The sequence below is a fragment of the Roseovarius halophilus (ex Wu et al. 2025) genome (assembly GCF_047086965.1).
The window spans coordinates 14,570-28,250 of sequence record NZ_JBKOTX010000058.1 but is presented as its reverse complement, the minus strand read 5'-3'; the positions used below and the strand labels follow the sequence as shown (position 1 = coordinate 28,250).

Genomic DNA, 13,681 nt, shown 5'->3' with positions numbered 1-13,681 from the left:
GGATTTCTTGTTCATCTTCGCTCCTTGGTGGCTGCGATGAACCAGAAATCCTCCGTTACGAAAACCTCAAATCTGTCCCAAAGGCGCTGACGTCAGACAGTTGACGACGAAGACGCCACGCTTGTCCGGGCCACCGTCGACGATCTTCAGGATGCATATACAGCGCTGTCCGATCTTGGCGACGGTTCGCTGACCTTGACGGCCGATCAGCTTGCCGAGTTGAACCAGATTTTGTTCGTCAGCGACGGGTGAAAAAATGGAATGGGTGCATATGGGGGCAATCCCTTTCGTGACCCGCGCGCGCCCTCGTGGGGCGACGCGCTGACAGCAGGGATGGTCGCCGCGAACCGGTCAGCGCGTGCGAAGTCCCGCGATGATCTGTCGTGCCTTTTTCTCCAGGGCCGGCTCCGTAGCCGAGAGGATGCCGATCCGGTCGAACAATGCGGGTTCTGCTGTCAGGTGCGCGCGCAGGGCCGCGCCGAAGGTCATGCGCAGCTCGGTGCCGATGTTGAATTTGCAGATCCGGCTGTTGGCGGCCAGGTCCGCGCGCAAGCCATGGGACAGGCCGGAGCCGCCGTGGATCACCAGCGGAACCCGGGTGCTCGCCTCGATGGCGCGCAGGCGGTCGCGGTCGATTTCTGCGGCCTGGGCGGTTTGCAGATGGAGGTTGCCGATGGAGATGGCCATGGCATCCACCCCGGTTTCGGCCGCGAAACGCGCGGCCTTGTCCGGGTCCGTGCCGGCGGACGCGGCGCCATCGTGATAGCCGACAAAGCCGATCTCGCCCTCGCAGGAGACGCCTGCCGCATGGGCCATCCGGGCGATCTCGCGGGTTTGCGCGATGTTGTCCTCCAGCGGCAGGCGCGAGCCGTCGAACATGACCGAGGTGAAGCCCAGGGCGATGGCCTGTGCGCAGTCTTCGGGCGTGGTGCCGTGGTCGAGATGCGACACCACCGGGATCGTGGTGGCGTCGGCCAGCGCGTGAAACATCCCCACCCAGACGGGCAGGGGCATGTGTGCCCGCGCGCCGGGCCCCGCTTGCAGGATCACCGGCGCGCCCTCGGCCTCGGCGGCGGCAACATAGGCGCGGGCATCTTCCCAGCCCAGGCAGACCAGGCCGGCCACCGCGTCGCCTTGGGCCATGGCGGGCTGCAGGACATCCGCCAGCGTTGCGCGGGTCATTTGAACTTGGCCACCATGTCCATGATCCCGGGAATGCTGTGTAGCTGATCCGCGTGGGTGGGCTGGAAATACTGTTTCAGGCTGCGCTGGGACAGACCGCCGAGGATGGTGAAATAGTACATCTCGTAGCCCGGCAGCACGCAGCAGGGGTGATAGCCCTTGTCGATCAGCACCGTGGACCCGTTCATCACGTGGTAGGCGTCGCCCGGCTCGTTATCGACCCGTTGCAGCATCTGCAGCCCCGAGCCATGATCGGGCTTGAAACGGAAGTTGTAGGTCTCGTCGTGGCGGGTCTCGTCCGGCAAGCGGTCGGTGTCGTGCTTGTGCGACGGAAACCCCGACCAGCCGCCCGTGCCCACGGTGAACAGCTCGCTGACCAGCAGACGCCCGACCCGGTCATGGTGCCCCGCGCCCAGGATGTGCTTGATCTTGCGGTGGGTCTTGGTGTCGTCGGAGCCGTATTGCACAAGGTCCAGGTCGGCGCTGCGCACCGCAAAGGGTTTGAGCGTTTCGGCGTATTTCGCCCCGGCAATGAAGGTTTCCGTATCGGTCCGCGCGGTGATCCGGGCGCCGGTGGCCGTGGGAACATAGACGCCCTCGGGGTCGCCATCCCAGACATCCGCCGTGCGATTGCCGATCTCGGCGAAGGTCTCGTCGCCGACCTCGACATCCACGGTGCCGGTGGCGGGGACCACGCAGGTTTCATAGCCGTCCAGTTTGTAGTCGAAGCTCTCGCCCGCCTTCAGCTTGACGATATTGAAATAGTTGAGCGGGACACGGTCGTGATCCACGTCCACGATCGGCCGGTTGGCATTGTCGAAGGGGGGGATATGCATGTTTGCCTCCTATCCGGGCAGGGTCATTTCTGTCTGGTCCATGAACTGCTCAAGCTCGTCGGGCGTTGGCATGGCGGGGGCGCAGCCCACCCGGGACACGACGATGGCCGCCGCTGCCGAGCCGCGCGCGACGGCGCTTGCAAGGTCGTGCCCATCGGCCAGTGCCGACAGCAAGCCGGCCATGAAACTGTCGCCCGCGCCGGTGGGTTTCAGCGCCTGCGCGCGATAGATGCCGGTGCGGGTCTCGCCCCGGGCGGTGAGGGTCACCGCGCCTTTCTCGCCCATCTTGTAGATGACGATCCGGTCGCCCTCGGCGGCCAGCGCCCGCGCCTTGTCCAGCCCCTTGGCGTAGTCACCCGCCATGAAGCCGAATTCGACGTCATTTCCGATGATCACGTCGCACTGATCGGCGGCACGGGAATAGACCTGCGCGGCCTCTTCGGGCGAGGCCCAGCTGTAGGGGCGATAGTCCACGTCGAAGACCAGCGGCAGATGGGCGGCGCGGGCGCGCTCGAAGGCGGCAAAGCAGGCGCTGCGCGAGGGTTCGGCGGCAAGCACGGTGCCGGTGGTGACCAGTGCCGAATAGCCGGCGTAGGGCAGGGCGCGCAGGTCCGCCTCGACCATCTCGAAATCGGCGGCGCCGTTGCGGTAGATCACCGACTGGGTGTCCTCCAGCCGGGTTTCCACCACGGCCAGCGAATTGCGCGCCTCGCCGCCCTGTACCTGCACGAAGCGACGGTCGATGCCGTAGTGGTCCAGCTGGTTCAGACAGAACCGCCCCACCGCATCATCCGAAACCCGCGTCACCAGCGCCGCATCGCAGCCCAGCCGCGTCAGCCCCGCGGCGATATTGGCCGAAGAGCCGCCAAGCGCGGCGGTGAACTGCGCGGCCGCGTCCAGCGCGGTGCCGGGCGGATCGGCATAGAGGTCCATCCCCGCCCGTCCGATGACGAGAAACGCCTTTCCGCGCAGCCTGTCCAGGTTGGCCATCCGATCCCCCGATTTCATCTTGCGGCCCAGAACCTCCGACGATACAGGTTTTGCAACCGGTTGCAACATATTGCGGTGCGAGTCAGACACAGAGCACTGGGAACAGACCGCAGAGGGAGGAGACCATGACCGAGATCGGCATCGGCATCATTGGCGGCGGCTACATGGGCAAGGCGCATTCCGTGGCCATGGCCGCGGTCGGCGCCGTTTTCGAGACGACGCTGCGCCCGCGGCTGGAGATGATCGCCGCCTCCAGCCTTGAGAGCGCCGAAGGCTATCGCACCGCCTTTGGGTTCAACCGCGCCGCACCGGACTGGCAGGCGCTGGTAGATGATCCGCGGGTCGATGCCGTGGTGATCGCCTCGCCGCAGGAGACCCATCGCGCGATCGCCGAGGCCGCCTTTGCCTGCGGCAAGCCCGTCCTGTGTGAAAAACCCCTGGCCGACACCCTCGCCGACGCCCGCGCCATGGTCGCGGCGGCCGAGGCGGCGGGCCTGCCCAACATGATGGGCTTCAACTACAGCCGTACCCCGGCCACGCAGTTCGCCCGTCAGCTGATCGCACAGGGTACGCTGGGCGATATAACCTGGCTGCGCTGTGAACATACCGAGGATTTCCTGTCCGACCCGGCCTCCCCTTTCAACTGGCGCTGCACGGGCCGGGCCAATGGCAACATGGGCGATCTCGCCCCGCATCCGATCAATGCCGCCCTTGCCCTGATGGGGCCGATCGCCAAGGTCTCGGCCGACCTCGAAACCGTCCATTCGGACCGCCCCGGCGGCACGGCCGACAATGACGACCACGCGCAGATCATGTGCCGTTTTGCCAATGGGGCCATGGGGCACATCTATTCCAGCCGCATCGCCACGGGCCGCAAGATGGGCTATGCCTATGAGGTTTCGGGCACCCGTGGCGCGATCCGCTTCGACCAGGAGGACCAGAACGCGCTCTGGCTCTATCTGGCCGAGGGGCCCGAGGCGACGCGCGGCTTTCGCAAGATCCTGACCGGCCCGACGCATCCTGATTACGCACCCTTCTGCCAGGGGCCGGGGCATGGCACCGGCTATCAGGATCAGATCATCATCGAGGCGAGGGATTTCCTGCAGGCTATCGAGAGGGGCAGGCCGGTCTGGCCCACCTTCCGCGACGGGCTGGCGGTGGCCGAGGTCGCCGAGGCGGCGATGACCTCGGCCGAAACGGGACAATGGACAGAGGTGGGCCAATGACAATCCAGATCGGCAACGCGCCCTGTTCCTGGGGCGTGGAATTCGCGGGCGATCCGCGCAATCCGCCCTGGCGCGACGTGCTGCGCGACTGCGCGGCGGCGGGCTATCGCGGGATCGAGCTTGGCCCTGTCGGCTACATGCCCGAGGACCCCGTGGAACTGGGCGAGGCGCTGGCCGAGCACGCCCTGTCGCTGATCGGCGGCGTCGTCTTCCGGCCCTTCCACGATCCCGACCAGTGGCGCGATGTCCTCGACGGGGCCGAACGCACCTGCAAGGCGCTGGCCAGTCACGGCGCGAAACACCTTGTCCTGATCGACAGCATCTCGCCGCGCCGCGCGCCCACAGCGGGCCGCGCCGCCGAGGCCGAACAGATGGACGCCGCCGAGTGGCGCGCCTTCCGCGAACGGATCGACTATGTCACCCGCATGGCGGCCGAGGTCTATGGCCTGACGCCGAGCATTCACGCCCATGCCGGTGGCTTCATTGACTTCGAGCCCGAGCTGGAACGTCTGCTGGACGAGATCGACGACAGCCTGCTGAAGATCTGCTTCGACACCGGCCACCATTCCTATGCGGGCTTTGATCCGGTGGCCTTCATGAAACGCCATGCCGGGCGGATTTCCTACATGCACTTCAAGGATATAGACCCGGCGGTGAAGGCGGATGTGGTCGCCAGGCGCACGGATTTCTACACCGCTTGTGGGCAGGGCATCTTTTGCAGGCTGGGCGAGGGCGACGTGGATTTCCCTGCCGTGCGGCAGGTGCTGCTGGAGGCCGGGTTTGAAGGCTGGTGCACGGTCGAGCAGGACATCGACCCCACGCTGGACGTGACCCCGCTGGAAGACGCGCAAGCCAACCGCGCCTATCTGCGCGCCATCGGATACGACTGAAGGAGACGAAGCCATGACGAAACTGCGTTGGGGCATGATCGGCGGCGGCGAAGGCAGCCAGATCGGCCCGGCCCACCGGCTGGGCGCGGGGCTGGACGGGCTGTTCGAATTCACCGCCGGGGCGCTGGACCATCGCCCCGAGGCGGGCCGCGCCTATGGCCAGCGGCTGGGCCTTGCGCCCGATCGCGCCTATGGCGACTGGCAAGAGATGCTGGCGGGCGAGCGGGCGCGCGAGGACCGCATCGACCTCGTCACCGTGGCCACGCCCAATGCGACGCATTTCGAGATCACGAGGGCCTGGCTGGAGGCCGGGTTCCACGTGCTCTGCGAAAAGCCCATGACCCTGACCGTGGAAGAGGGCGAGGAGATCGTCCGGATCGCCCGCGCGACGGGACGCATCTGCGCGGTGAATTACGGCTATTCGGGTTACTCGCTGGTGCGGCACATGCGCGCCATGGTCGCGCGCGGCGATCTGGGCCGGATCCGCATGGTCAAGGCCGAGTTCGCCCATGGCCACCACGCCGACGCGGGCGACACCGACAATCCGCGCGTGCGCTGGCGCTATGACCCGGCGCAGGCGGGCGTTTCGGCGCAGTTCGCCGATTGCGGCATTCATGCCCTGCACATGGCGTCCTTCGTCATCGGGCAGCAGGCCACGCGGCTGAGCGCCGACACCGTGTCCTGCATCGCCAGCCGCGAGTTGGAAGACGACGCCATGGTCAACCTGCGCTTCGACGGCGGCGCGGTGGGGCGGCTCTGGACCTCTTCCGTGGCGCTGGGCCGCCAGCACGGGCTGACGTTGCAGGTCTTTGGCGAGACGGGCGGCCTGGCCTGGGCGCAGGAACAGCCCAACCAGCTGCGCTGGATGCCGCTGGGCGGGCGCGTGCAGGTGATCGAACGCGGCGAGGGCGCTCTGAGCCCCGAGGCCGACCGCACCAGCCGCGTCACCATCGGCCATGCCGAAGGGATGCCGCTGGCCTTCGCCAATATCTATGCCGACCTGGCCGAGGCGATCCGGGCCGAACAGCAGGGCCGCGCGATGGACCCGGCGGCGAACCTCTACCCCCGGGCCGAGGACGGGCTGCGTTCCATGGCGGCGGTTTTTGCCGTGGCGCAAAGCGGCAAGGCAGCGGGCGCCTGGACCGAGGCTCGCCCGCCGATGTTCCGCGAAGGGTAAGCCCCCGACGCCCCGGGCCGATGCGCTATTCGGTCCCGAACGGGCGCCTGTCGTCCGGCGAGGGTCCATCGGCGCGCGCGCGCAAGGTCGTGCGTTCCACAAGGGTGCAGGGCAGCATCCGGGTTGCCGGTGGCCGCGGGCCGTCCTCGATGCTGGCCTCGATCAGCGCGATCGTCTCGGCCACGATCTCGGCGATGGGCTGGCGGATGGTAGTCAGGGCGATGTTCTCCCAGCCGGCCATCTCCATGTCGTTGAGCCCCAGAATGCCGATGTCGCGCGGCACCTCCAGCCCGGCGTCGCGGATTGCGCTCAGCGCGCCGATGGCGATCACGTCGTCACCGCAGAACCAGGCCTCGGCGGCGGAGCCGTCGCGCAGCAGCGCCTGCATCGTCTCGCGCCCGGCCGCGAAGGCGTAGCCTGCCGCGCAGCGCGCCCCGGCAAAGGCCGCCCCGGCCCGGTCGCGAAAACCGGTCAGCCGGTCCTGTGTGGTGCTCGCCTCTTCCGGGCCGCCGAGGAACCCGATGCGGGCATGGCCGCGCGCCAGCAGCGTTTCGGCGGCCAGTCGCCCGGCGGCCACGTTGTCGATGCTGACAAGGTCGGTGTCGGGGGCGTTGCGCGACCAGCCGAAGGCATGCACCACCGGCAGCCCGGCCTGCCGAAATTGCTCGGTGAAATCCGGCGGCAGGGTCGAGGAGGCGACGATGACACCATCCACGCTGTAGTGCCGCAGCATGTCGAGCGACCGTTCCGCGTCGCCCTCATGCGCGAGGTTGACCAGCAGCGGGCGCAGGCCGGCCTCTTGCAGGCCTTGGGTGAAGCGGTCGAAGATCTCCAGGAAATAGGGGTTCGAGAAATTGTTGGAGACGAGCCCCACCAGCTTGGTCCGGCCCGTGGTCAGGCTGGAGGCCAGCACGTTGGGATGATAGCCGAGCGCCTTCGCGGCCGTCTCGACCTTGGCGCGTGTGCCGGCCGAGACCGAGGCCCCGGCGGTGAAGGTCCGCGAGACCGCGGATTTCGAGACGCCGGCGCGTGCGGCGACATCCTGAAGCGTGACGGCCATCGGACCTCGGATCTACAGTTGTTCGGGACCAGAAAAGCGCTTGGCGCGCAATGTTGCAACCGGTTTCACGCATCGGATGCCATCTTGCTGTCTTTCACGGCATGTCAAAGGGGAGTAATGTCCTCCAGAATGCCGCGACCGCAGGCAGGATGAAAGGACGTGACATGGCACGGCGCCCGACGATCAAGGATGTGGCGCGCGAGGCGCAGGTCAGCGTGTCGACGGTGGACCGGGCGCTCAACGGGCGCGTGTCCGTGCGCGAGGAGACGCTGCAGAAGATCGCCACCGCTGCGCATCGCGTCGGCTACCATGCGCGGGGGCTTTTCGATCACCGGCTGGTCGAAGCCGTGCCCGAGATGCGCCTGGGCTTCGTGCTGCTGAAGGAAAAGCAGGAATTCTACCGGAATTTCCGCGCCGAGATCGAGCGCGCGGTTACCGCGCGCACGGACATTCGTGGCCGTGCCGAAATCCGTTTTGCGCAGTCCCAGTCGCCCGAGGAGTTTGCCGAGATCCTGCACGCTTTGGGGCGCCGCTGCGACGCCGTGGCGGCCATCGCGGTGAACGACCGGCGGCTGGATCAGGTGGTCGAGACGCTCAAGCGCGACGGGGTGCCGACGTTTTCGTTGCTCAATGATTTCGCGCAGGGAATTCGTCGCAATTACATAGGTTTGAACAACATGAAGGTGGGCCGGCAGGCGGCCTGGACGATCACCCAGACCTGCCCGGTGCCCGGCAAGCTGGCGATTTTCGTGGGCGGCAACCGCTGGCACGGCCACGACCTGCGCGAGGTCGGTTTCCGGGCCTTCGCGCGCGAACGCGCCCCGGCCTTCGCCGTGCTTGATACCCTGGTGAACCTGGAAACCCGGCAACTGACCTACGAGGCGACGCTGGACCTGCTGGCCCGCCATGGCGACCTGCGCGGCATCTACGTGGCCGGCGGCGGCATGGAGGGGGCCATCGCCGCGCTGCGCGAGGCCCGCGCGCCCGGCGAAGTGGCGCTGGTGGTCAACGAGGTGACACAGGAAAGCCGCGCCGCGCTGCTCGACGGCTACCTGCGGATGATCATATCGACGCCACTGGCCGAGCTTTGCGACGATGTGGTGGCGCTCATGGTTCAGACCCGGTCGGGCGACGACGGCACCATCGGGCAGCACTTCCTGGACCCCCGCATCGTGCTGCCCGAGATCGCCTGACCGTCGTACGGAATGACGAAAATTCGTCATTTTGCATGCGCGGAAAAACGTCATGTATGATGGAAACCACCGGCATGCGGGTTGCGGGAATCAGCGCGTCGGGGTCTGACTGTGCGACCAGATGGCGCACCGGGGAGGGTGTGCCGGGGGAGGATCGCAGGCATGCAGCTTCGGACTGCACTCAACCACATGACCGTGCCAGGGCTGGAGTACCCGGCCTTTCTGGACCTTGCGGCGCGGCTGGGCTGCGTCGGTGTAGAGGTGCGCAACGACATTTCCCGGCCGCTGTTCGAGGGCGAACTCGCCGAGGCGGCCGGGCAGATGGCCCGGGATCGGGGCCTGCGCCTACTGGGGCTCAGCCAGGTGCAGCCTTTCAACGACTGGAGCGCCGAGCGCGACCGGGAGGTTGCCGCGCTGATTGCAACTGCAGGGGCGGCGGGGGCCGAAACCATCAGCCTGATCCCGCGCAACGATGGCACCGGCACCGGCAACGGGGAACGCCACGCCAACCTGCGCATCGCGCTCAAGGCGATCCGCCCGATGCTCGAGGACGCCGGCCTTGTCGCTCTGGTCGAGCCGCTGGGCTTCACCCGGTCGTCGCTGCGGTCCAAGCAGGAACTGGTCGAGACCATCGAGGCGCTCGACGCGGGCGCGCAATTCAAGCTGGTGCATGACACCTTTCATCACAGTCTGGCCGGCGGCGGGCCGCTTTTCGCCCCGATGACGGGGATCGTGCATGTCTCGGGGGTTTCCACCCCCGAGATCGCGTTGACGCGGATGGAGGACGCGCAGCGCGGGCTGGTCGATGCGGACGACCGGCTGGGCAATGTCGACCAACTCGCCGCGCTGATCGCGCAGGGCTACGACGGCCCCGTCTCGATGGAGTGTTTCGCGCCCGCGGTCCATGCGCTGGCCGATCCCGAATCGGCGATCCGGCGCGCTTTCGATTTCATGTCTTCGCAACTGGCGGAAAGGGCCGCCTGACGCGAGGGAGAACCGCCCCGCCACGCGGGGCTTCCGGCGGCAAAAAACCGGTGTGCCGGACACCACGATTGGGAGGAACCAATGAAGACCACACTTATCGCTGCAACCGCCATGATGACCGTCATGGGCTCGGCCGCATTCGCCCAGAACGTCGGGGCGTCCATCGCGCGCTTCGACGACAACTTCCTGACGGTCATGCGCAACGGCATGGTCGAATATGCCGACGGACTGGATGGGGTCGAACTGCAGGTCGAGGACGCGCAGTCCGACGTGGCCAAGCAGCTGGACCAGATCAACAACTTCATCGCCAGCGGCGTTGACGCGATCATCGTCAACCCGGTCGATACCTCGGCCACCCAGTCCATGACCCAGGCCGCGGCCAACGCCGGGGTGCCGCTGGTCTACGTCAACCGCCAGCCTATCAACGTCAACGACCTGCCCGACGACCAGGCCTTCGTCGGCTCGAACGAGATCGAGAGCGGCACCCTGGCCGCCTTCGAGGCCTGCAAGATGGCCCGGGCCGAGGGGCTGTCGAACGGCGCGAGCGCCTACATTCTGATGGGCCGGCTGTCCAACCAGGCCGCGGTGCAGCGCACCAAGGATGTCGATGACGTCATCGGCATGGACATGTGCAACTTCATCGAGATCATCGACCGTCAGACCGCCAACTGGTCGCGCGACGAGGCGCAGAACCAGATGACCAACTGGATGTCCTCGGGCGAGCCCTTCGACATCGTCTTCGCCAACAACGACGAGATGGCCATCGGCGCGATCCAGGCGATGAAGGCGGGCGGCATCGACATGGACGACGTCATCGTCACCGGCGTCGACGCCACCCAGGACGCGCTTGTCGCCATGCAGGCCGGGGACCTCGACGCCACCGTCTTTCAGGACGCCTTCGGGCAGGGCGAAGGCTCGGTCGATGCGGCCATTTCGCTGGCCAACGGCGAGGACGTGAACCAGAAGGTCTACATCCCCTTCCAGCTGGTCACGCCCGAGAACGTCGGCGAGTTCCTCGACGAGAACTGATCGCGGACCGCGGGGACAGGGCGCCGCGGTGCCCTGTCCCTGTCCCGCCGCGGGACAAGACGTGCATGACGAGACCCAGGAGGAGAGCCAGGCATGGCGCAGCTATCCGACGGCACGGGCGGCTTGAAGTTCGATAAGTCCAAGCGCAGCTGGCCGAATGAAATCAATATCCTGATCGCGCTGATCATCATCGTCGCGATATTCGAGGCGCTGGGGCAGATCCTGCCCTACATGGAGGGCCAGAGCCTGCTGTTCGATACGCGGGACCGGTTCGATTCGATCTTTAACGAGGCGCGCCTGCGCATCATCATCCTGCAGGTCGCCATCATTGGGATCATCTCGCTGGGGGTTACGCAGGTCATCATCTCGGGCGGGATCGACCTGTCCTCGGGGCCGCTGGTGGCGGCCACGGCGATGATCGTGATGAGTTTCGCCCAGACCGAACTGGTCAACGGCAACCCCAACCCCAAGGCGGTCTTCGGCGACTGGGCCATGGACCTGCCGGTGATCGTGCCGGTGCTGGTCGGGCTGGCCTTCGGGGCCTTCATCGGCTCGATCAACGGCACGCTGATCGCCTTCACGCGCATCCCGCCCTTCATCGCAACGCTGGGCATGTTCCTGATCTGCCGCGGCATCGCCCAGTGGTGGACGCGCGGCCAGCCGGTGTCATTTCCCACCGAAAGCTACGCCTGGCTGGGGTCGGGCATGATGCCGGTGGTCTGGTTCCTGCTGCTGGCGGTGCTGTGCCACGTGCTGCTGCGCTATACCGTCTATGGCAAGCACACCTACGCAATCGGCTCGAACGAGGCGGCGGCGCGCATGTCGGGCATCAACGTCAAGCGCCACAAGATCCTAGTTTACATGATCGCCTCGATGCTGGCGGCCTTCGCGGCCATCGTGCTGAGTTCCAAGAACCTGACCGCGCAGTCCGGCATGGGGCTGTTCTACGAGCTTTTCGCCATCGCCATGGCCGTGATCGGCGGCGTCAGCCTGACCGGCGGGCGCGGCTCGATCATCGGCACCGTGCTGGGGGCCATGGTCTTCGGCGTGATCCAGTCGGGCTTCACCTACGTCAAGCTGGACGCCTATTACCAGATCATGGCCATGGGCGCGATCATCATCAGTGCTGTCGTGCTTGACCAATGGCGCCAGCAACGCGCCGCGGCGCGAACGTGACGCGGGAGGAGAGAGAGCAATGAGCGGTATCGAGCTTCACGACATGGGCGACATCATCCTCGAAACGCGGGACCTGACCAAGCACTACGGCGGTGTCCGCGCGCTCGAGGGGGCCGATTTCATCCTGCGCAACGGCGAACACGTGGCGATCATGGGCGACAACGGGGCGGGCAAGTCCACCTTCGTGCGCCAGATCACCGGGGTCGAACAACGCACCCGGGGCGAGATCATCTTCGACGGCCACCCGGTGCAGTTCGACGGGCCGCTGGACGCGCGCCGCGCCGGCATCGAGGCGGTGTTCCAGAACCTGGCCCTGGCCGATCAACTGGACGTGCCCGACAACCTGTTCCTGGGCCGGGAAAAGACCTTCATGAACTGGCTGGGACCGTTCCGGTTTCTCGATTACAAGGGGATGCGGCAGGACACCATCGACGCGCTGGAAAAGACCGGCGTGAAGATCCCCAACATCCGCAACACGATCGAGAACATGTCGGGCGGCCAGCGCCAGTGCGTGGCCATCGCGCGCACCGCGAGTTTCCACTCCAAGCTGACCATCATGGACGAGCCGACCGCCGCGCTTGGGGTGCAGGAGACCGAGCAGGTCGAGAACATCATCCGCACCCTCAAGGATCAGGGCGAGCCGCTGGTCCTGATCAGCCACAACATGCGCCAGGTCATGGACCTCGTGGATCGGATCGTCGTGTTCCGTCGCGGCCGGATCGTCGCCAACCTGAGCAAGGACGAAACCGACCATCAGGACGTGGTCGCCTATATCACCGGCGCCAAGACCCAGCCGGAATACGAGACCGCCGAAATGACCTGAGGCGGGGCGGGGCGCCCGCCCCGTTGCCGCCCGCCCCGGAGATCGTCCCGGGGGCCAATTGCCATGCCATACGTGGGGCGGTCATGCCCCGGCCAAGGGAAAGACAGCACATGACAGTGAGATTTGCCGTTCTGGGCGCGGGCCGTATCGGCCAGGTCCATGCCGCCGCCATCGCCAGCGTGCCGGGGGCCGCGCTGACGGCCGTCGCCGACCCCGTCGCCGAGGCCGCGCGCGCCGTGCGCGAGGCCCATGGCGGCGCGCACAGGACCATCGACGAGATCGCCGCCAGCGACGATGTCGACGCGGTCGTGATCTGCACGCCCACTGACACCCACGCGGACCTGATCGAGCAGTTCTCGCAGGCCGGCAAGGCGGTCTTCTGTGAAAAGCCCATCGACCTGTCGCTGGACCGAGTGCGCGCGTGCCTGCAAACGGTCGCAGCGGAACAGGCCACTCTGATGGTCGGGTTCAACCGCCGCTTCGACCCCGATTTCATGGCGCTGAAATCCGCCATCGACGCCGGCCGCCTGGGCGAGGTGGAAATGGTCACAATAATCAGCCGCGACCCCGGCGCGCCGCCGGCCGATTACATCAAGCGCTCGGGCGGCATCTTCCGCGACATGACGATCCATGACTTCGACGTGGCCCGCTGGCTGCTGGGCGAAGAGGTGGACAGCGTCGTCGCCACCGGGTCGGTGCTGACCGACCCAGGCATCGGCGCGCTGGGCGATTACGACAGTGTCAACCTGATCCTGCAGACCGCCAGCGGCAAGCAGGCGATCATCACCAATTCGCGCCGCGCCGCCTATGGCTATGACCAGCGCATAGAGGTGCTGGGCGCGCAGGGCATGGTCGCCGCGCGCAACCGGCACGAGGCCAATATCGAGATCGCCGGGGCCGAGGGGTTCACCCGCCCGCCACTGCTGAACTTCTTCATGACGCGCTATACCGCGGCCTATGCCAATGAAATCGCGGCCTTCGTCGCCGCGGTGGCCGAGGGCGCCGAGACGCCCACCACCGGCCATGACGGGATGATGGCGCTGGCACTGGCCGATGCGGCGGTGAAATCGGCCGAAGAGGGCCGTGTCGTGCCCCTTGCCGAGGTGCTGGACTGA

13 protein-coding genes are annotated in these 13,681 nt (G+C 66.7%); 9 read left to right on the top strand and 4 right to left on the bottom strand.

Going from position 1 to position 13,681, the window contains the following annotated elements; all coding sequences use genetic code 11:
- Window positions 1–351: 351 nt before the first annotated feature.
- From ACH107_RS13485 to iolC, 3 genes are read right to left on the bottom strand one after another with little or no spacing between them, the layout of a single operon-like run.
- Complete coding sequence (locus ACH107_RS13485; RefSeq protein WP_412506269.1) at window positions 352–1,182, bottom strand: class II fructose-bisphosphate aldolase; 831 nt, start codon at window positions 1,180–1,182, stop codon at window positions 352–354.
- Window positions 1,179–2,018: a 5-deoxy-glucuronate isomerase gene (locus ACH107_RS13480; protein ID WP_310702973.1), complete on the bottom strand. Its 840-nt coding sequence runs from the start codon at window positions 2,016–2,018 to the stop codon at window positions 1,179–1,181. The genes ACH107_RS13485 and ACH107_RS13480 overlap by 4 nt, the downstream gene beginning before the upstream one ends.
- 9 nt (window positions 2,019–2,027) lie before the next feature.
- Window positions 2,028–3,026: a 5-dehydro-2-deoxygluconokinase gene (iolC, locus tag ACH107_RS13475; protein WP_412506268.1), complete on the bottom strand. Its 999-nt coding sequence runs from the start codon at window positions 3,024–3,026 to the stop codon at window positions 2,028–2,030.
- A 107-nt stretch (window positions 3,027–3,133) separates the two neighbouring features.
- Here iolC and ACH107_RS13470 point away from each other — a divergent pair, with 107 nt between their 5' ends.
- From ACH107_RS13470 to ACH107_RS13460, 3 genes are read left to right on the top strand one after another with little or no spacing between them, the layout of a single operon-like run.
- Complete coding sequence (locus tag ACH107_RS13470; protein ID WP_412506267.1) at window positions 3,134–4,234, top strand: Gfo/Idh/MocA family protein; 1,101 nt, start codon at window positions 3,134–3,136, stop codon at window positions 4,232–4,234.
- A complete protein-coding gene (locus ACH107_RS13465) occupies window positions 4,231–5,124 on the top strand; it encodes a TIM barrel protein (RefSeq protein WP_310702976.1) in 894 nt (297 codons plus the stop codon). The genes ACH107_RS13470 and ACH107_RS13465 overlap by 4 nt, the downstream gene beginning before the upstream one ends.
- 13 nt (window positions 5,125–5,137) lie before the next feature.
- The gene (locus ACH107_RS13460) at window positions 5,138–6,301 is read left to right on the top strand and encodes a Gfo/Idh/MocA family protein (protein WP_412506266.1); all 1,164 of its coding nucleotides are present in this window, start codon (window positions 5,138–5,140) and stop codon (window positions 6,299–6,301) included.
- Window positions 6,302–6,326: 25 nt separating this feature from the next.
- Here ACH107_RS13460 and ACH107_RS13455 read toward each other — a convergent pair whose 3' ends face one another.
- Window positions 6,327–7,361, bottom strand: a complete 1,035-nt coding sequence (locus ACH107_RS13455) for a LacI family DNA-binding transcriptional regulator (RefSeq protein ID WP_310702978.1) — start codon at window positions 7,359–7,361, stop codon at window positions 6,327–6,329.
- A gap of 164 nt (window positions 7,362–7,525) precedes the next feature.
- Between ACH107_RS13455 and ACH107_RS13450 the strand changes: the two genes are divergently transcribed.
- The 6 genes from ACH107_RS13450 to iolG all read left to right on the top strand — a co-directional run bounded on the left by ACH107_RS13450 (window position 7,526) and on the right by iolG (window position 13,681).
- Complete coding sequence (locus ACH107_RS13450) at window positions 7,526–8,554, top strand: LacI family DNA-binding transcriptional regulator (protein ID WP_310702979.1); 1,029 nt, start codon at window positions 7,526–7,528, stop codon at window positions 8,552–8,554.
- A 162-nt stretch (window positions 8,555–8,716) separates the two neighbouring features.
- Window positions 8,717–9,538, top strand: coding sequence for a TIM barrel protein (locus ACH107_RS13445; protein ID WP_412506265.1), 822 nt, complete (start codon window positions 8,717–8,719; stop codon window positions 9,536–9,538).
- An 81-nt stretch (window positions 9,539–9,619) separates the two neighbouring features.
- On the top strand, window positions 9,620–10,567 hold the full coding sequence (locus ACH107_RS13440) for a sugar ABC transporter substrate-binding protein (protein ID WP_310702981.1): 948 nt from the start codon (window positions 9,620–9,622) through the stop codon (window positions 10,565–10,567).
- Window positions 10,568–10,660: 93 nt separating this feature from the next.
- Window positions 10,661–11,743 (top strand): ABC transporter permease, encoded by a 1,083-nt coding sequence (locus ACH107_RS13435; RefSeq protein ID WP_310702982.1) that lies wholly within the window; start codon window positions 10,661–10,663, stop codon window positions 11,741–11,743.
- Window positions 11,744–11,786: 43 nt separating this feature from the next.
- The gene (locus tag ACH107_RS13430) at window positions 11,787–12,566 is read left to right on the top strand and encodes an ATP-binding cassette domain-containing protein (RefSeq protein WP_310702986.1); all 780 of its coding nucleotides are present in this window, start codon (window positions 11,787–11,789) and stop codon (window positions 12,564–12,566) included.
- 110 nt (window positions 12,567–12,676) lie between these two features.
- Window positions 12,677–13,681 carry an inositol 2-dehydrogenase gene (iolG, locus tag ACH107_RS13425; RefSeq protein ID WP_310702983.1) on the top strand — a complete coding sequence of 335 codons (1,005 nt, stop codon included), beginning with the start codon at window positions 12,677–12,679 and terminating at the stop codon, window positions 13,679–13,681.